Below are 15,751 nucleotides of genomic sequence, written 5' to 3'. Positions count from 1 at the left end.
TCCGATCTTTCATGAATTCACGGCCGATGCGTCAACTACCCCTCACGACAAGCTCGTACGACCCCTGGGGCCCGGCGTCCGGCACCCCTGGTACGCCTCAGGGTCGGCTCCGGGTCCACTGGGGGCGACCCCGGATGATCAATGGACGCGCGGTCGCCGGCATGGAGCCATGAACTCCTTCTCCCTGCCCCGCCGCGCCCTGGTCGGCGCCTCCGTGGCCGGCGCGCTGCTGCTGACCGCCGCTCTTCCCGCGAGCGGCGCCGCGGCCGCCGGCCCCACGGTGCCGCCCCTCGACACCAAGGCGCTGCGCGCGGCGATCTCCGACCTCCAGCACCCGCAGGCCACCGCGGCCCAGCTGCGGGTGAGCGGACCGGCCGGGCAGTGGTACGGCACGTCCGGCGAGGCCGACCTCCGCACCGGCCGGGCGGTGCGCGCGGACGACCGGTTCCGGATCGGCAGCATCACCAAGGTCTTCATCGCCACCACCGTGCTCCAGCTGGTCGCCGAGCACCGCGTCGGCCTCGACACCCCGGTCCAGCACTATCTGCCGGGCCTGCTGCCGAAGGACTACGCCCCCATCACCGTCGGCCAGTTGCTGAACCACACGAGCGGCCTCCCCGACGCGACCGGCCCGGACGTGCCGGACATGTCGACGCCGGAGCACGTCCTCGATCACCGGAACGACCAGTGGACGCCGGAGCGGCTCGTCGCCGTGTCGACCCGCGGTCCACTGAAGTTCACGCCGGGCACCGAGCAGGAGTACCACGGCATCAACTACGTGCTGGCCGCGATGCTCGTCGAGAAGGTGACGGGCCACCCGTACGGCAAGGAGATCGACGCCCGCGTCCTGCGCCCGCTCGGGCTGCGGAACACCTCCGTCCCGGGCAACGACCCCAAGATCCACGGGCCGCACGTGCACGGCTACTTGGCGATGTCCGACGGCACGCTGAAGGACGCCACCGACTTCAATCAGTCGGAGGCGTGGGGCGAGGGCGAGATGATCTTCACCACCGGCGATCTGGACCGCTTCGTCTCCGCGCTGTTCTCCGGCAAGCTGCTCCCGAAGCCCGTCCTGGACAAGATGTTCACCCTGCCGTCCCCGGACGTGCGGATGACGAACGGCTCCCCCGCCTCGTACAGCATGGGCCTCCAGTCGGTCACCGTGAACGGGGTCACCCTGTGGGGCAAGACCGGTGAGCGGTGGGGCTACAACTCCGCGATGTTCTCCACCAAGGACCGCGAGCGCCGCGTGGAGTGCTCCTTCAACCCCACGCACCGGGACCAGACGCAGGGACAGATGACGCGGCGCATAGCCGACGCGGTCACCAAGCAGGCGCCCGAGCGGCACTGAGCCGTACGCCCGCCCCACCCGGCGTCAACGGCCCGCCCGGAAGATCCGGCTCCCGGGGTCGCCGGCCGTCGGCGTGCCGGGGAGCGGCGGTGCGAGGTTGTGTGGGAAGACTGGGGCATGAGCAGCGCTGCCAGAGCATTCCTCGAAGGTGGGCCGGACGAACTGCCCGAGCGCGTCGTGCCGATCACGCCGCCCGGGGTCGAGCTGAAGATCCCGTTCCGTGGCGGGTACGAGCACTTCAAGGTCACGTCACGGCACCAGGAGACCAAGGACGGCCGGCTGGTCGTCTACGAGTGGTGGGAGCGCACGGAGATCGCGGAGTAGCCACGTCCGCCGCTCCGGGACGGCCCCGGTGATCGAACACCGCAGCGATAGAATCGCGAAGGTCACCGGGGCCGTCCCGGAGTGAGGGAGGCCCGCGATGGCCGCTGAGAGCGAGAAGTGGCGCGAGAAGCAGGTCGCCCTGCGCGTCCTGGTCTACGTCTTCGTCACCCACCTCTTCGCGGGCTTCATCATGCTGCTGTTCTATCTCGGCGGCCACGCCGACAAGTGAGCGTCCCCACGGACCTCACAGGCCCCACGGTTCCCCCGGTTCCCCCGGTTCCCCCGGGGCGTGGGACCGCACCGCGCGCCCGCCCCGGCGCGATCATCGGGGCATGGACATCACCCTTCACCTCGCCCAGCGGCCCGAGGCCGACGCGTTGCTCGGCCGGAGCCCGCTCGCCGCGCTGACCGGCATGCTGCTGGACCAGCAAATCCCCATGGAGTGGGCGTTCTCCGGTCCGTACACCATCGCCCAGCGGCTGGGCCGCGAGGACCTGGACGCGTACGAGATCGCCGCGTACGACCCGGAGGCGTTCGCGGCGCTGCTCTCGGAGAAGCCGGCGGTGCACCGCTACCCGGGGTCGATGGCCAAGCGGATCCAGCAGCTCTGTCAGTACCTCGTCGAGCACTACGGCGGTGACGCGAGCGCCGTGTGGAGCGGCGTCGGCAGCGGCGCGGAGCTGCTGGAGCGGCTGAAGGAGCTGCCCGGCTTCGGCGAGCAGAAGGCCCGGATCTTCCTCGCGCTGCTGGGCAAGCGGCTGGGCGTGGCACCGGAGGGCTGGCGCGAGGCGGCCGGGGCGTACGGCGAGGAGGGCTCCTACCGCTCGGTGGCGGACATCACCGGGCCCGAGTCGCTCGCCAAGGTGCGGGCGCACAAGCAGGAGATGAAGCGGGCGGCCAAGGCTGCCGCCGCCAAGAAGCCCGCGCGGACGGCCCGGACGCCGAAGAAGTGAACCACCGGCCGGCGGCCGGGCGTACGCGACCGGTGGTGCCGTCCCGCCCGGCCGCCGCTTCGCGATCCGGTGGGCGGCGGCTCAGCGCACGAGGCGGGTGACGGACCGCAGCCCGGGGGCGCGCTCGCGCAGCCGCCCGAGGAGGTCACCGGACGCCGCGTCGAGCTCCTCGAAGGTCAGCGGGTCGAGCCGTTCGAGCAGGAAGAGCGCGGAGGTCGTCGTTTCGGTGATCCGCGTGCGGACGCACTGGCGGTGGTTCCAGCGGCGGCAGGTGACGCCCAGGTCGTCGCACCACACGACCTCGCCCGGCTCCGGGTGCTCGACCGCGTGCTCGCCGCTCGCCACCGTGTCGAAGCGCTCGTCGCCACGGGCGCGGACCAGGCGCGGTGCGCCCTCGTACGCGCCGAGGTCCTCGCCGCCGACCGGCAGGCGGTGGGTGACGGAGACGGCGTTGTAGACGTCGACGAGGAGATTGACCTCCGGCAGCCCGGCGGGCGCCCGGCGGATCAGGGCCTCGGCGCTGTTGCGGGTGCGGCCGGGCTTGGCGCCGAACGCGGAGTACGCCTGCCGCCAGGCGGCGATGTGCGGCTCGGCCGTGACGTCCAGGCCGGCGGCGGTCCCGGCGGCGTCCTTGAGGAGGCCGCGCGACCAGGCGTCGGTCGGGCCCGTCGGCAGCCCGTCCGCCGCGATCACCAGAACGGCGAAGTCGGGCCGCAGGGCACGCACGGCGTCGTCCACCCGCACGCTCCCGGCCACCGAGTCGAGATCCACCGTCATACCGGCCTCCTGTTGGTCATTCCACTGCACTTGACGGTAACACCGAACGACCGGAAGTCGAAGTTGCGGGAAGATGGGCGGCATGAGCTCCGACAGCACGCCCGCCGACGACCGGCCCGCCCCGGAGGGCGCCGGGCCCGCCGACGACCGGTCCGTCATGGAGGCCGTCGCCGCCCGCGCCCGCGCGCTGCGCAAGGAACGGGGCTGGAGCCTCGACACGCTGGCCGGGCGCGCGCACGTCAGCAAGGGCATGCTCGTCGCGCTGGAGAACGCCCGCTCCAACCCCAACCTCGCCACCCTGATCCGCCTCTGCGACGCCTTCGGCGTGCCCCTGACCGACCTGCTCCAGCAGCCCGCCGCCCCCCTGCTCCAGCCGTCGCCGCCCGACGACCAGCCCGTCCTGTGGAGCGGCCCGGACGGCGGCTCGGGCACCCTGGTCACCGGCACCACCCAGCCGGCCGGCGGCGAGCTGTGGCACTGGCGGCTCGCGCCCGGCGAGGAGCACCACAGCGAGGCCCACCTCGCCGGGACGGTGGAGCTCCTGCACGTCCTCGACGGCACGCTGACGGTCACCGTCGGCGGCCAGGAGGCCGTCCTGCCCGCGGGCCACGGGCTGCGCATGGCCGGCGACCGCCCGCACTCCTACGCCAACCGGGGGACGACCGCCGTCGCGTACACGGGCGTCGTGCTCGTACCACCGAACAGCTGACCGCCGCCGGAACCCGTTATTTCCGGCCGCCCGCACGGACTTCACTCCGGTATGCGGCCGATTGCCCCCTTCGCACTCCCGCGCCGTGGCTGCGCCGGGGACCGCTGGCCCGGTAGGCTTTCCGTGTGATCTTCAAGCGCATCGGAAACGGGCGGCCGTACCCCGACCACGGCCGGGAGAGCACCCGGCAGTGGGCCGACGTCGCCCCCCGCCCGGTGCGGCTCGACCAGTTGGTGACCACCAAGCAGCAGCTCGACCTGGAGACCCTGCTCGCGGAGGACTCCACCTTCTACGGCGACCTCTTCGCCCACGTCGTGAAGTGGCAGGGCGACCTCTATCTGGAGGACGGTCTGCACCGCGCCGTGCGCGCCGCGCTCCAGCAGCGCCAGGTGCTCCACGCGCGCGTGCTCGAACTGGGCTGACCCGGCCGAGCCGACCACCCCGACTGATCAGCCGACAGGTCAACACCCGTACGGGCGGCCCCGAATGGCGCCTGATCCCGGCCGCTGTTCGGCCTTTCGGGTTGGCGTACGCGAACCTGTTGATCATCTAGTAGGCAGCGGCTCCGCCCCGCACTACGCTGCGCCCATGAGCATGCTCACCCCTCCCGGCATGGGCGGAAAGTACCGCATCACGGGCCGTCGCTTCCCGCACATGCGCCGCCCAGGAAATCGCCGCAGGATCGTGCTCGCCGCCGTCTCCGTCGCCGCCGCGCTCGCGCTGGCCGGCTGGGGGACGCTCCAGCTCGTGGACGTCTTCTCCGGTGGGAGCGACGAGACGACACAGGCGGCACACGGCAAGGGCGGCCAGAGCACGAAGAACGGGAAGGGCGACTGCAAGCCGGCTTCGGCCGACGAGGCGGACGCCCCCAAGCCACTGCCCAGGCCCGACGAGATCACCGTCAACGTCTACAACGCCACGCCGCGCGGCGGGCTCGCCAAGATCACCGCGGACGAGCTGAAGCGGCGCGGCTTCAAGATCGGCAAGGTGGGGAACGCCCCCGAGCTCTACGACAAGAAGGTCGGCGGCGTGGGGCTCCTGCTGGGCGCCCCGGAGATCGCCGACGGCTCGCTCAAGGTGCTCGGCACCCAGCTGGGCGGCACGGAGGTCAAGAACGACCAGCGCACGGGCGAGGACGTCGACCTGATCCTCGGCGCCGAGTACAAGGAACTCGCGGCGAAGCAGGACGCGGACCGGGCGCTCACCGAGATGGGCGGCGAACCGGCCTCGGAGGCTCCCTCGCAGGAGGCGTCCCCGTCGCCGTCGCAGCCCCCGTCCTCGAAGGCGCCCGCGCCCGCCAAGTGCTGACCGCTCACCGCCCGGCGCGGTGAGCGGCCCCGGGCCGTCCGCCGCCTGCGGCGGGGCGCCCCCGACGTGCCGGAATGCGCACCCGCCGGCCCTGGTCCGTCCGGCTGGAGGACACCGCCGCGCAGCGGTGGTACGGGAGGAGGCCACGCACTGAGGCCGGCCGGTCCTTCGGGACCGGCCGGCCTCAGTGCGTCATGGGCTCCCGCCCGGGGGCCCTTCGTTCTTCGCCGGGGGCGTCAGCCCGCCGTGCCGTACATGCGGTCGCCCGCGTCGCCCAGGCCCGGGACGATGTAGCCGTCCTCGTTCAGCCGCTCGTCGACGGAGGCCGTGACCACGGTCACCGGCGCACCGGCGAGCTCGCGCTCCATGACCTCGACGCCCTCGGGGGCGGCGAGCAGGGTGATCGCGGTGACGTCGTCCGCGCCGCGCTCGATCAGCTCGTTGATCGCCGCGACCAGCGTGCCGCCGGTGGCAAGCATCGGGTCCAGCACGTAGACCTGGCGGCCCGAGAGGTCGTCCGGCATCCGGGTCGCGTACGTCTCCGCCTTGAGGGTCTCCTCGTTGCGGATCATGCCGAGGAAGCCGACCTCGGCCGTCGGCAGCAGCCGGACCATGCCGTCGAGCATGCCCAGACCGGCCCGCAGGATCGGCACCACCAGGGGGCGCGGGTGGGACAGCTTGACGCCGGTGGTCGCCGTGACCGGGGACTCGATGGCCACCTGCTCCGTGCGCACGTCGCGCGTGGCCTCGTACGCGAGCAGGGTGACCAGCTCGTCGGCGAGACGCCGGAAGGTGGGAGAGTCCGTGCGCTTGTCGCGCAGCGTGGTGAGTTTGTGCGCCACCAGCGGGTGGTCGACGACGTGGATCCGCATGACATCGACATTAACCGGTCTTTCGGGCACCAGCTCCCGCGCGGTCGGCGGCAGCTGGTGCGCGGAGCCCTCCGGCAGTCTGTCGCAGCACTGGCATCAAACCACCACTTAGGGGGAAAGTGGGCACGTACGCCCGGTCTGTCACCCCGGGCGAGACCCTCGGCGCGAGGTGGTGCTGCCCATGGCTGACCGCGAGATCCGCGAGAATCCAGACACACCAGACACGGCGGGCACGGCGTGCGACCCGGACACCCCGGGCGGCTCGTACGGCCCCGAGACGTACGGGAGCGGACCCGTCGACGCCTCCGGGGATACGCGGTCCCCGGAGGACGAGAGCGACGCGGAGCGCCGGCGCAGACGGGCGCAGTTCCTCCGTGAGCTCAACGAGGCGAAGGAGCTGCGCGACCGGGTGCAGCCGCGCCGGGCGCGGGCCGCCCGGATGCGGCAGCAGATGCGGATGCGGACCTTCCGCTGGTGAGCCGCCCGCGGTCCCGTCCCGCCGTCCGCCGGCCGGTCCCCGGCGCGACACGCCCGTACCCGCGACGCCCGTACGGAGCCCACGTGAGGCACATCTCTTCGGACTGCTGCACGACGCAGCGCGGAAGACCTCTCGCAACGGCCGGGTTTCTGCCACGATTCCGAGTGGGCGGGGTGGTCCCCGTCCGGCCCGGCACCGCCTATGACCAGTGGGAGAGTCACGGTGTACTTCGCCGCACTGCTCGCGCGCACCGAAGACGGGTGGCAAGCGAGCGACACAGAACTCGACAACGTGGAAAGCCTGTCCGACCTCGCCGACCTGGCCCGTGAGTCCTCGGTCGACGACGACACGGTCCTGGTGCTCATCGAGCAGGAGGACTCCTGGTTCGGTGTCGTCCGGGTGGACGGCGAGGACGACCCCCGGGTCTACCTCTCCGACGCCGCGGCCGCCCGCCGCAACGCCTACGGCTCGATGCTCACCGACGAGCTGCTCGGCCGCGACGACGCCGAGGGCGACCTGGGCAGCCTCCCCGACCTCGACGGCACGGAGGACGGCGAGCCCGAGCCGGACGAGGACGAGGCCGACGCCCCGGACGCCGCCCGGCCGGTGCCCGCCGGGCCGCTGGGCGACCACCTGATCCTCGACGACCTCGGCGTGGGCTCGCGGGAGCTGCGGTCCTTCGACGGGGACGCGCTGAGCGGCATCGCGGACGCGCTCGGCTGCACCGAGGTCCTGGAGGCCGTCCGCTGACGCACACTGGTGCGATGAACGAAGCCGTCCCCGGCCGGTCCGGCCACCGGAGCGATCCCGTATCCGCCCCCGACCCCGTACGGGATCCCTGGCGCGCTCCGATGCGGGCCGCCCTGGCGGAGGCCGCGCTGGCCCCCGGCACCGGTGACGTACCGGTCGGCGCCGTGGTCCTGGCCCCGGACGGCTCCGTCATCGGCCGCGGCCGCAACGAGCGCGAGGCCACCGGCGACCCGACCGGCCACGCCGAAGTGCTCGCCATCCGCGACGCCGCGCGGGCCGTCGGCGAATGGCGGCTGTCCGGCTGCACCCTGGTGGTGACCCTGGAACCGTGCACGATGTGCGCGGGTGCGATCGTCCTCTCCCGCCTGGACCGCGTCGTCTACGGCGCGGTCGACGAGAAGGCGGGCGCGGCCGGCTCCCTCTGGGACGTCGTCCGCGACCGCCGTCTCAACCACCGCCCGGAGGTCGTCGCGGGCGTCCTCGCGGACGACTGCTCGGCCCTCCTCACGGACTTCTTCCGCACCCGCTGACCCGCACCGGAGCCCCTCGCACCCCCTCGAACGGGACGCGATTTCAGAGCACGGGCAAACGTCCGCTAAGCTCTCTCTCGGTAGCGTGTCCGAGCGGCCTAAGGAGCACGCCTCGAAAGCGTGTGTGGGGGCAACTCCACCGTGGGTTCAAATCCCACCGCTACCGCCAGCGACACCCCTCCGACCGTGCGAACGGCCGGAGGGGTGTTTTGCATGACCGGCCTCCGACCGGCCTCCGCACGGTCACCGCTCGTGGACGCTGCCGAGCCAGAGCGAGTCACGGGCCCGGGTCATGGCGACGAAGAGCTGGCTGCGGGCGAGTTCGCGGCGTTCGTGCGCGCTCTCGCTGCCGGGGGCGCCGCCGTGCAGGGCGTCGTCGTGCCGGGGCAGATAGACGTGCTTGAACTCCAGGCCCTTGGCCCGCCGGTAGCTGCCCAGCTTGAGGCCGTCCACCGGCTGCCCGTCGTAGTGCTCCAGCAGGCACACGGGGATGCCCGCCCGGGTCAGGAGCCGCTGGTAGTGCTTGAGGGCGGCCCAGGAGGGGCAGAGCACCGCGGCGTCGGCCCAGGGCCGCGCGGACCGCGACGCGGCGTCGGCGCGGAGCGCCTCCAGCAGCGCCTGGTCGTGCTCCGCGACCGTGGCTTCCGTCACGCGGACGACATGACCGTCGTGGTAGGTCGGATCGACTTCCCGGCGCCCGGGGAGGCGTACGCCGTCGAGGTCCTCGAAGGCGTCCTCGGCGACCACGGCCAGGGCCGCGTCCAGGATCTCCTTGGAATTGCGGTAGTTGACGCGCAGCACCTGCCCGCGGCTGCCCCGGATGTCGATGCCCGCGTCCGACAGGCGGAACCCTCCGGGGTAGACGGCCTGCTGGCCGTCACCGATCAGGAGGAGACCGTCGGGGGCGTCGCCCACCAGCGCGTGCAGGAGCCGGACGCCTACCAGGCTGAGGTCCTGGACCTCGTCGACGACGACCGCTCCGTACGGCGACCGCTCCGGGTGCGCGCGGGCCTCCTCCAGGGCGAGGGCGAGGATGTCGTCGAAGTCGTGCACCTCGCGGTCCTTCCGGATCCGCTCGTACTCCTCGTAGAGGGCCCAGACCGCCTCGCGGTGGGTGCGGCGCAGGCTCGTCGACCGGCGCCGCCTGGGCAGCACCGCGTACTCGTCGAACGCCGTGATCCCACGCCCCTTGATCACATAGCGGATCTCGTCCTGCCAGTAGCCGGGTGGAGCCTCTATCGCGCCGAGGCAACTGTCGCGGCCCACGCCCTTCCAGGCCAGGCTGAAGGCCGTGTCGGCCTTCTCCTTGTGCAGGCGGCTGGCTATGCCGCGCTCGTGGAGGAATTCCTGGGCCCAGGCGTGCAGGCTGCGGAAGTCGACGCGATGGGCCACGGCCGGCGCCATGGTCCTCAGGAAGGTGCCCTGCACCCGCGGCAGGTTCTTCGCGAAGGTGACGTAGAGGACCCGGCCGCTGGTCCGCTGCGCGAGGTGGGCGGCGCGGTGCAGCCCGACCACGGTCTTGCCCGTGCCCGCGGGCCCGCTGATCCGCGCGGGCCCCGACCACCGGCGGCCCACCAGGCCGGTCTGGTCGGGGTCGAGGAAGGTCATCCATTCCTCGATCGGCGCCTCGCGGGCCGCCGCCATCGCGGCATCGCGCAGCTTCTCGACGTCGAACAGGCCCGTACTGTCGTCGTCTTCGCGCCCCTGCGGAGACGCGGGTGCCGCCACTTCGACAGCGGACCCCTCGTACGCCGGGAAGACCTGCTCCAGGTGGTCGGCCATGGCGCGGACCACCGCCGGGCGCAGCCGGACCCGCTCGGCGAGGAGCGCGGGCCCCACCTCGCCCTCGCCCAGCAGCCGCACGCGTCCGAGCGCGCCGCTCACCCGCTGCCCGGCGAAGACCATCAGGGGCTGGACGGCCACCGGTGACATGCCCAGAGCCGAGACCGCCTGCTCGGCCGCCTTCGTCACGGCCAGCAGCTTGCCGTAGTCGCTGTCGCGGGACTCGCCCCCGGCGCTCAGGTGGCCGTCCGAGACCTCCGGGCGCGATCGCCAGTTCTTGACGTCGATGACGAAGACGCCACCCGGACCGACCAGCAGCATGTCGACATTGGCGGAGCGCGTCCCCGGCCAGCGCCGGTCCACCAGCAACCGCCAGCCGCGCTCCGTGAGGACGAGCAGCTGCGCGGCGACCCGCTGCTCCCCCTCGCTCGCCGCTTCCCACCGGCCGGCCTCCCGGCGCGCGGCCTGCCACTGCTCCCGCAGCAGCCGTTCCTGCCGCCGCGCCTCCTGCGCCCTGCGCGAGGCCGAGTCACCTGCCGCCATCTGCGCCCCCTCCCGTCGGAGTTGTGATCATAAAGCGCTGTACCGGCGTTGTGACAGTCCGTCATCTTCCTTGCGGGGGCCGCTTACACTCCGGGAAACCGGAGAGGGCGACGTGACTGACTGGCCGTACGGCTGGTTCCGGCCAAATCCGCAGGGCCCGCGGCGACCCTGCCGACGCCCTCAACTGCTGCCCTCTGTAGGGGCCACGGCGGGCGGCCGGATGGCCGGGGGCTTCCGCACGGAGCGGTTGACGTGGCTGTACGCGACGCCGGCCGTCGGGGCCTCCTGATGACAGATTTCGGCCGCGCGCCCAAGGCCGGTGCCGTGCCCGGCGGCTGAGCGGGGCCAAAATGGAGTGGGCCGCTCCCCTTGACCGGCGGCCGCGGAACCCCCGCCGCGGCCGCCGTCCGGGCGTGGGCGGTACCGAACGCCGGTCGCAGGGCGGGGCGTTCGGCCGGAGGCGAGGGGCGCACGCGCCTGGCATCCGGGCGCGCGGGTGTGCGAGGCCGGTGGGGCTCACCGCGATGGGCAACCATGAAGGTGGAGGTGGTACTGAATGGTTCTCCTTGACCTGCAAGCCATGAGGCCCGGGCCGGACGAAGAGGCGCTCCAGCACTTCGGGGCCAGCGTCGGCACCAGTGACGTCAGCCTGTTGCTCTGCCCCGAGGAACCGGAAGAACTGGCCTGAGAAAAAGTGGGGCCACCTGCCGCAAGCGCCCCTCCCCACCGCCCGGAATCCCGCACAGCTAGACGGCGAGCTTCTCGGCGGCCGTGACCCGGGAGTATTCCTCGCGGAGGAAGCCGGCCAGCATGGTCAGTTGTGGTGTGGTGCGGTCGGTGCGCCAGATCAGGCCCATCTGCGACGGCTCGTCGAGGCCGTCGATCACGACGTAGCGCACATCGCTCCTGGTGACGCGCTCGGCGAGGGGACGGCAGATCAGCATGGCGTGGTCGCCGGCGGCCGCGAGGCCGAGTCCTTCCTGGATGGTGGAGATCGCCGTGGTGGAGCGGATGGGCGCTCCCGCGGGCGTGGTGCGTGGCACGCGGGCGGCCATCCAGTAGTCCGGGGCGTCTCCGGTCGGGCGCAGCACGTCCAGGCCGGCGAGCTCCTCCACGTGCACACGGCCGTCGTCGGCCAGCGGATGGGATGTGGCCACGGCCAGCAGCCGGTCCTGCGGGGGAAAACGGAATCCGACGGTCAGCGCGGGATCACTGACCGGGAGTTCGACCACAGCGGCGTCGAGCCGCCCTTCGAGTACGGCGGAGAAGGGCGACCCCAGGGGGATCTCGCTCAGCAGCACGGTGACTTCGTGGTCGGCGCGCAGCCGGCGCGAGGCTTCGGTGACTTCTTCGTAGACGCTGCCGCTGAAGCCGATGCGCAGCTGGCACAGGGCGCCACTGCGGGCACGCTCATGCGCCTGGGCGAACACGGTGACCAGCGCCGCGTAGGCCGGACGTACCTCATCGACGAACTGCGCGCCGAACCTGGTCAGTTCCACCCGGCGACTGGTGCGCTCGACGAGTCGCACACCGATCCGCCGTTCGAGGCCTGCGAGAAGCTGGCTGACCCGGCTCTGGGAACACCCCAGGCGTACGGCCGTCCGGCCGAAGTGCAATTCCTCGGCCAGCGTGAGCAGGCACTCGATCTCCTGGACGTGGACCTGGTTCACGGCACCCTTCCCGGGCCCCTCGCGCGGCAACCCATCGATCAGCGTAGCTCATCGATCGTTGAGGAGATCGGTGTTGTTCACCCGCTGCCGCATCGCTTGGCTGGCACCATGAGTTCACCTACGTCGGTCCAAGGCTCCGTATCCCTGGTGGAACGCACCACACCCTGGCAGTGGGTGGCGGTCGTCGTGTTGTCGTTGAGCACGTTCGTGGTCGTGACATCGGAAATGCTGCCGGTCGGCGTGCTGACTCCGATGGCCGACGGCCTCGGGATCAGCCAGGGTTCGGCCGGGTTCAGCCTGTCGATCACCGGCCTGGTGACAGCCGTCACCGCCCCGGCGGTCACCCGCCTGCTGAGGGACCTCGACCGGCGCGTGGTGCTGGCCGTGGCGATGGTGGTCCTGCTCGCCGGCAACACACTGACCGCCGTCGCCCATGGCTTCGGTCTCCTTGTCGCCGCCCGCGTCGTCCTCGGCCTGGGGATGGGGACGGTCTGGGGTCTGTCCTCCGCCGTCGCGCCCCGGCTCGTGGCGCCCCGCGACGCCACCCTCGCCGTGACCCTCTCCATCAGCGGAGTCGCGGCGGCCTCGGTCATCGGCGTGCCACTGGGCACGCTCGTCGGCAACACCTTCGGCTGGCGGGTCGCGTTCGGCTCGCTGTCCGTCGTCGCGCTGCTCCTCTCGGTGGGGCTGCTGCGGGCCCTTCCGCACCTTCCCCGACCGGCCGGCGCGGCCGGCACTGACGGCCGCACCGGCCGCGAACCGCTGCTCCGCAACGCCCCGGTGTCCGCCGGACTGGTGCTGATGGCGTTCCTCGTCACCGCGCACTTCGCCGCGTACACCTATGTACGCCCCGTCCTCGAAGAGCGCACCGGTTCGGCACCTGGCACCATCGCCCTGCTTCTGCTGGTCTACGGTCTCTTCGGGCTGATCGGCAACTTCGCTTCCGGTGCCCTGGCCGCACGCCGCACGCGGCTCACGGTGGTGGGCCTGACGGTGGGCATCGGCGCCTCGATCGCACTGCTCGCACTCCTCGGCGGCATCGCAGGCGTCGCGGGCGTCGCCATCGCCCTGTGGGGCCTGTCCTACGGCGGGTTGTCGGTCTCCGGCCAGATCTGGATGACGCGGTCCGCGCCGCACCGCGTCGAGCACGTCACCGGGCTCTACGTGGGAGTCTTCAACGCCGCCATCGCTCTTGGCGCCTTCCTCGGTGGCATCGTCGTGGAGGCCGTCAGCATCACTTCGCTGCTGTGGAGCGGCGCCGCGCTCACGGTCGTGGCCCTCGCCGTAGGGGTGTTCGGCCCCGGCCCGTCCGGCGGCCCCGCCGCTCCGTCCGGCGAGGGCTCCACGGGGGTGCCGCCGCGCGAGACGTCTGTCGCTACGGGGGCTGGCGGCATGGCGTAGCCTGCCCCGGGTACAGGGTGCGTTGTCGCCTGCGGCTGGCTTTTCCCCCACCCCGCCCCTTCCCGGCTGCATCTCATGTGCGGCTCCGCCGCGTGGGGGGCTCTGCCCCAGAGGGGCTCTGCCCCAGACCCCGAGCTGCGGGTCCGTTGCCTCCCCCAGCTACCTCCCCCAGACTCCGTCCGGGGGTGCCCCCAGAGGTGCCCCCAGCGGCGGGAGCGCACTGCGTGCGCGTCCTCACACTCCCCCAGCTACCTCCCCCAGACTCCGTCCGGGGGTGCCCCCAGAGGTGCCCCCAACGGGCTGAAAAACAAAAGCATGGCGCGCCCGGCGAAAAGAAAAGGCTGGCGCGCCCGGGCTGGAATGGTCGCCCCGGACCGACTGAAAGGAAAAGCGCGGTGCACCCCACAACCTGATCTCACCCACCGGCGGGAGGGGGTGGGGTCGGAGGGTGGGGTTCTGGAACGCGGTGCGTGAATCAGGGCACCCAAAACGCCTTACGGTGCCCGCACCGCGTTCCAGGTCCTCAGCCCGGAGGCCCCACCCCCGGCACCCACAACCACAGCCCGGCCGGCGATTGAGGCCGCCCCGCCGCAGGCGGCAACGCACCCGCACAGTCGGCACACCTACCGGTGAATGCCGCGCTGCCGCGACGTGCGGCGGACGACGCGGCGCTGCTGGGAGATCACCCGACGGCCCAGGTCGAGAGCCATGGGCCGAGCCGTGGCCGTCGGTGGGTCGAGCGACTCGTCGTTGTCCAGGACGGCCTGGTAGAGGGCGCGCATCCGGGGCGACGGTGAGATGCCCAGGTCGCGGTCGAGCGTGTTCGACAGGCGGTGGAAGGCGTCCAGCGCGCAGGCCGCCCGGCCGGAGCGGTAGAGGGAGAGCATCCACTGGGCGTGCAGGTTCTCGTGCGTGGGGTGCCGTACGGTCAACTCGGCGAGCTCGGTGGTCAGTTCGTGGTGGCGGCCGAGGCGGAGGTCGGCCTCGATGCGCTGTTCCTGCGCCTGGAGGCGCTGTTCCTGGAGGACCGTGGCCCGGCCCTGGAGCAGGGGGCCGAGGGGGATGTCCGCCAGGGCGGGCCCGCGCCAGAGCTTCAGCGCCTTGTCCAAAGTGGCCGAGACCATGCGGTCGTCCTCCCGGGCCAGCGCGGCACGGGCGGTACGGACGTGCTCCTCGAAGAGCTCCAGATCGGTGCCGCCGGGCTCGACGACGAGGCGGTAACCGTAGTTGGCGGTCTGGAGGATCCGCTTCGCCTCGCCCAGCGATCCGATGCGCGGAATCCTGCTCATGGCCATGCGGAGGTGGAGGACATAGGTGTGCAGGGTCGAATAGGCGCTCTGTGGAGGATTCTGGTCCCAGAGTTCCTCGATGCAGGCGTCCACGGAGACCGAACGGTTGGAATTCAGAATCAGCAACGCGAGCAGCTGCCGCTGCTTGGGCGGCGTGGGCGTGAAAGGCAGACCGTCATCGGTGGCCAGCAATGGGCCGAGCACTGAGAATTGCATGAACCTAACCCCCCGGTTTACGGGCCGTCCGCGAAGAGCGGGACCCTTAGGCATGAGGGGAAACCTACAGCGCGACCTGACAGACTGCATCCAAGGTAACGGAATTAACGAGTCCGACATCGCCGCGGACGGCGCGGCGGCCGTCAGCCAACTGCCCTGACCTGCGTTGCAGTTACCTCACGTAGCACCACGGGCCGGTCCGTCCCGCGCCTCCCGGTGCTGTGGGCCAGCCCACAAGGCCGGCCCAGACAGACACCAGACGCTCTCCAGAAGTGCATGGAATTCGTCAAATAAAGCTGGTCAATCCTTGATCTCGCAGATGACGGCGCCGGAGGAGACAGAAGCGCCCACTTCGGCACTTATGCCCTTGACCCTGCCCGCACGGTGGGAATTAATTGGCTGTTCCATCTTCATTGCTTCCAGCACCACGACGAGGTCACCCTCGGCGACTTCTTGACCCTCCTCGACCGCGACCTTGACGATCGTGCCCTGCATTGGGGAGGTCAATGCGTCGCCCGAGGCGGCGGCTCCGGCTTTCCTGGCGACCCGCCGTTTCGGCTTGGCGCCGCCCGCGGCGGCCGTACGTCCCAGGGCCGTCGCCAGCGAGGACGGCAGGGAGATCTCCAGCCGCTTGCCGCCGACCTCGACCACGACCGTCTCGCGCGTCTCCGGCTCGGCCTCGTCCAATGAGGCCGCGGAAAATGGCGGGATCTCGTTGACGAATTCGGTTTCGATCCAGCGGGTGTGGACGTGGAAGGGGTCGGTGGTGAAGGCGGGGTCGGTGACGACGGCGCGGTG

Annotated in this window: 18 protein-coding genes and 1 tRNA gene; 13 read left to right on the top strand and 6 right to left on the bottom strand. The window is 71.8% G+C overall.

Translation table 11 applies throughout. The features are described from left to right. Positions 1–169: 169 nt before the first annotated feature. From ACFY1P_RS18870 to ACFY1P_RS18855, 4 genes are all read left to right on the top strand, one after another. Positions 170–1,351: a serine hydrolase domain-containing protein gene (locus ACFY1P_RS18870; RefSeq protein ID WP_390751181.1), complete on the top strand. Its 1,182-nt coding sequence runs from the start codon at positions 170–172 to the stop codon at positions 1,349–1,351. Between the two features lie 117 nt (positions 1,352–1,468). Then, positions 1,469–1,675, top strand: a complete 207-nt coding sequence (locus tag ACFY1P_RS18865; RefSeq protein WP_361525843.1) for a DUF5988 family protein — start codon at positions 1,469–1,471, stop codon at positions 1,673–1,675. A gap of 97 nt (positions 1,676–1,772) precedes the next feature. Further along, entirely contained in the window at positions 1,773–1,904 is a 132-nt protein-coding gene (locus ACFY1P_RS18860) for a DUF6126 family protein (RefSeq protein WP_361525846.1), read from the top strand. Between the two features lie 103 nt (positions 1,905–2,007). Continuing rightward, positions 2,008–2,628: an HhH-GPD-type base excision DNA repair protein gene (locus ACFY1P_RS18855; RefSeq protein ID WP_361525849.1), complete on the top strand. Its 621-nt coding sequence runs from the start codon at positions 2,008–2,010 to the stop codon at positions 2,626–2,628. 81 nt (positions 2,629–2,709) lie between these two features. Here the strand turns inward: ACFY1P_RS18855 and ACFY1P_RS18850 are convergent, their stop codons facing one another. Beyond that, complete coding sequence (locus ACFY1P_RS18850) at positions 2,710–3,405, bottom strand: B3/4 domain-containing protein (RefSeq protein ID WP_390751180.1); 696 nt, start codon at positions 3,403–3,405, stop codon at positions 2,710–2,712. A gap of 82 nt (positions 3,406–3,487) precedes the next feature. Between ACFY1P_RS18850 and ACFY1P_RS18845 the strand changes: the two genes are divergently transcribed. The 3 genes from ACFY1P_RS18845 to ACFY1P_RS18835 all read left to right on the top strand — a co-directional run bounded on the left by ACFY1P_RS18845 (position 3,488) and on the right by ACFY1P_RS18835 (position 5,422). Then, positions 3,488–4,114, top strand: a complete 627-nt coding sequence (locus ACFY1P_RS18845; RefSeq protein ID WP_361525854.1) for an XRE family transcriptional regulator — start codon at positions 3,488–3,490, stop codon at positions 4,112–4,114. A 125-nt stretch (positions 4,115–4,239) separates the two neighbouring features. Then, positions 4,240–4,536, top strand: a complete 297-nt coding sequence (locus ACFY1P_RS18840) for a type II toxin-antitoxin system VapB family antitoxin (RefSeq protein ID WP_003986294.1) — start codon at positions 4,240–4,242, stop codon at positions 4,534–4,536. Between the two features lie 166 nt (positions 4,537–4,702). After that, entirely contained in the window at positions 4,703–5,422 is a 720-nt protein-coding gene (locus ACFY1P_RS18835) for a LytR C-terminal domain-containing protein (RefSeq protein WP_361525856.1), read from the top strand. Between the two features lie 236 nt (positions 5,423–5,658). Here the strand turns inward: ACFY1P_RS18835 and upp are convergent, their stop codons facing one another. Next, on the bottom strand, positions 5,659–6,294 hold the full coding sequence (upp, locus tag ACFY1P_RS18830; RefSeq protein ID WP_361533952.1) for a uracil phosphoribosyltransferase: 636 nt from the start codon (positions 6,292–6,294) through the stop codon (positions 5,659–5,661). A gap of 181 nt (positions 6,295–6,475) precedes the next feature. Here upp and ACFY1P_RS18825 point away from each other — a divergent pair, with 181 nt between their 5' ends. The 4 genes from ACFY1P_RS18825 (at position 6,476) to ACFY1P_RS18810 (ending at position 8,221) form a co-directional block, all read left to right on the top strand. After that, positions 6,476–6,772: a hypothetical protein gene (locus tag ACFY1P_RS18825; protein WP_361533949.1), complete on the top strand. Its 297-nt coding sequence runs from the start codon at positions 6,476–6,478 to the stop codon at positions 6,770–6,772. 222 nt (positions 6,773–6,994) lie between these two features. Further along, positions 6,995–7,522: a hypothetical protein gene (locus ACFY1P_RS18820; RefSeq protein ID WP_390751179.1), complete on the top strand. Its 528-nt coding sequence runs from the start codon at positions 6,995–6,997 to the stop codon at positions 7,520–7,522. A gap of 14 nt (positions 7,523–7,536) precedes the next feature. After that, positions 7,537–8,052: a tRNA adenosine(34) deaminase TadA gene (gene tadA, locus ACFY1P_RS18815; protein WP_361533943.1), complete on the top strand. Its 516-nt coding sequence runs from the start codon at positions 7,537–7,539 to the stop codon at positions 8,050–8,052. Positions 8,053–8,131: 79 nt separating this feature from the next. Beyond that, a tRNA-Ser gene (locus ACFY1P_RS18810) sits at positions 8,132–8,221 on the top strand. A 74-nt stretch (positions 8,222–8,295) separates the two neighbouring features. Here the strand turns inward: ACFY1P_RS18810 and ACFY1P_RS18805 are convergent. Then, on the bottom strand, positions 8,296–10,377 hold the full coding sequence (locus ACFY1P_RS18805) for a UvrD-helicase domain-containing protein (RefSeq protein WP_390751178.1): 2,082 nt from the start codon (positions 10,375–10,377) through the stop codon (positions 8,296–8,298). Positions 10,378–10,933: 556 nt separating this feature from the next. Between ACFY1P_RS18805 and ACFY1P_RS18800 the strand changes: the two genes are divergently transcribed. Then, on the top strand, positions 10,934–11,065 hold the full coding sequence (locus tag ACFY1P_RS18800; RefSeq protein WP_361533937.1) for a SapB/AmfS family lanthipeptide: 132 nt from the start codon (positions 10,934–10,936) through the stop codon (positions 11,063–11,065). A 58-nt stretch (positions 11,066–11,123) separates the two neighbouring features. Here the strand turns inward: ACFY1P_RS18800 and ACFY1P_RS18795 are convergent, their stop codons facing one another. Beyond that, on the bottom strand, positions 11,124–12,047 hold the full coding sequence (locus tag ACFY1P_RS18795; protein WP_390751177.1) for a LysR family transcriptional regulator: 924 nt from the start codon (positions 12,045–12,047) through the stop codon (positions 11,124–11,126). Between the two features lie 147 nt (positions 12,048–12,194). On the opposite strand from ACFY1P_RS18795, the gene ACFY1P_RS18790 reads away from it, so the two are divergent. Next, a complete protein-coding gene (locus ACFY1P_RS18790; RefSeq protein ID WP_361533931.1) occupies positions 12,195–13,448 on the top strand; it encodes an MFS transporter in 1,254 nt (417 codons plus the stop codon). 623 nt (positions 13,449–14,071) lie between these two features. Here the strand turns inward: ACFY1P_RS18790 and ACFY1P_RS18785 are convergent. Both ACFY1P_RS18785 and ACFY1P_RS18780 read right to left on the bottom strand, forming a co-directional pair. Further along, the gene (locus ACFY1P_RS18785; RefSeq protein ID WP_361535779.1) at positions 14,072–14,953 is read right to left on the bottom strand and encodes an AfsR/SARP family transcriptional regulator; all 882 of its coding nucleotides are present in this window, start codon (positions 14,951–14,953) and stop codon (positions 14,072–14,074) included. 300 nt (positions 14,954–15,253) lie between these two features. Then, positions 15,254–15,751: acetyl-CoA carboxylase biotin carboxyl carrier protein subunit (locus ACFY1P_RS18780; protein WP_390751176.1), on the bottom strand; the 498-nt coding region annotated here is incomplete at its 5' end.

Origin of the sequence: Streptomyces sp. NPDC001407 (genome assembly GCF_042895325.1) — a bacterium.
In the GTDB taxonomy this organism is placed as follows: Bacteria; Actinomycetota; Actinomycetes; order Streptomycetales; family Streptomycetaceae; genus Streptomyces.
The sequence above is the reverse complement of the archived record's forward strand: the minus strand, read 5'-3'. Positions and strand labels throughout refer to the sequence as shown.

Bases quoted from the DNA above. Each gene is read 5' to 3' on its own strand.
- ACFY1P_RS18870 (WP_390751181.1), top strand. From the start codon at position 170: ATGAACTCCTTCTCCCTGCCCCGCCGCGCCCTGGTCGGCGCCTCCGTG.
- ACFY1P_RS18865 (WP_361525843.1), top strand. From the start codon at position 1,469: ATGAGCAGCGCTGCCAGAGCATTCCTCGAAGGTGGGCCGGACGAACTG.
- ACFY1P_RS18860 (WP_361525846.1), top strand. From the start codon at position 1,773: ATGGCCGCTGAGAGCGAGAAGTGGCGCGAGAAGCAGGTCGCCCTGCGC.
- ACFY1P_RS18855 (WP_361525849.1), top strand. From the start codon at position 2,008: ATGGACATCACCCTTCACCTCGCCCAGCGGCCCGAGGCCGACGCGTTG.
- ACFY1P_RS18850 (WP_390751180.1), bottom strand. From the start codon at position 3,405: ATGACGGTGGATCTCGACTCGGTGGCCGGGAGCGTGCGGGTGGACGAC.
- ACFY1P_RS18845 (WP_361525854.1), top strand. From the start codon at position 3,488: ATGAGCTCCGACAGCACGCCCGCCGACGACCGGCCCGCCCCGGAGGGC.
- ACFY1P_RS18835 (WP_361525856.1), top strand. From the start codon at position 4,703: ATGAGCATGCTCACCCCTCCCGGCATGGGCGGAAAGTACCGCATCACG.
- upp (WP_361533952.1), bottom strand. From the start codon at position 6,294: ATGCGGATCCACGTCGTCGACCACCCGCTGGTGGCGCACAAACTCACC.
- ACFY1P_RS18825 (WP_361533949.1), top strand. From the start codon at position 6,476: ATGGCTGACCGCGAGATCCGCGAGAATCCAGACACACCAGACACGGCG.
- tadA (WP_361533943.1), top strand. From the start codon at position 7,537: ATGAACGAAGCCGTCCCCGGCCGGTCCGGCCACCGGAGCGATCCCGTA.
- ACFY1P_RS18805 (WP_390751178.1), bottom strand. From the start codon at position 10,377: ATGGCGGCAGGTGACTCGGCCTCGCGCAGGGCGCAGGAGGCGCGGCGG.
- ACFY1P_RS18800 (WP_361533937.1), top strand. From the start codon at position 10,934: ATGGTTCTCCTTGACCTGCAAGCCATGAGGCCCGGGCCGGACGAAGAG.
- ACFY1P_RS18785 (WP_361535779.1), bottom strand. From the start codon at position 14,953: ATGCAATTCTCAGTGCTCGGCCCATTGCTGGCCACCGATGACGGTCTG.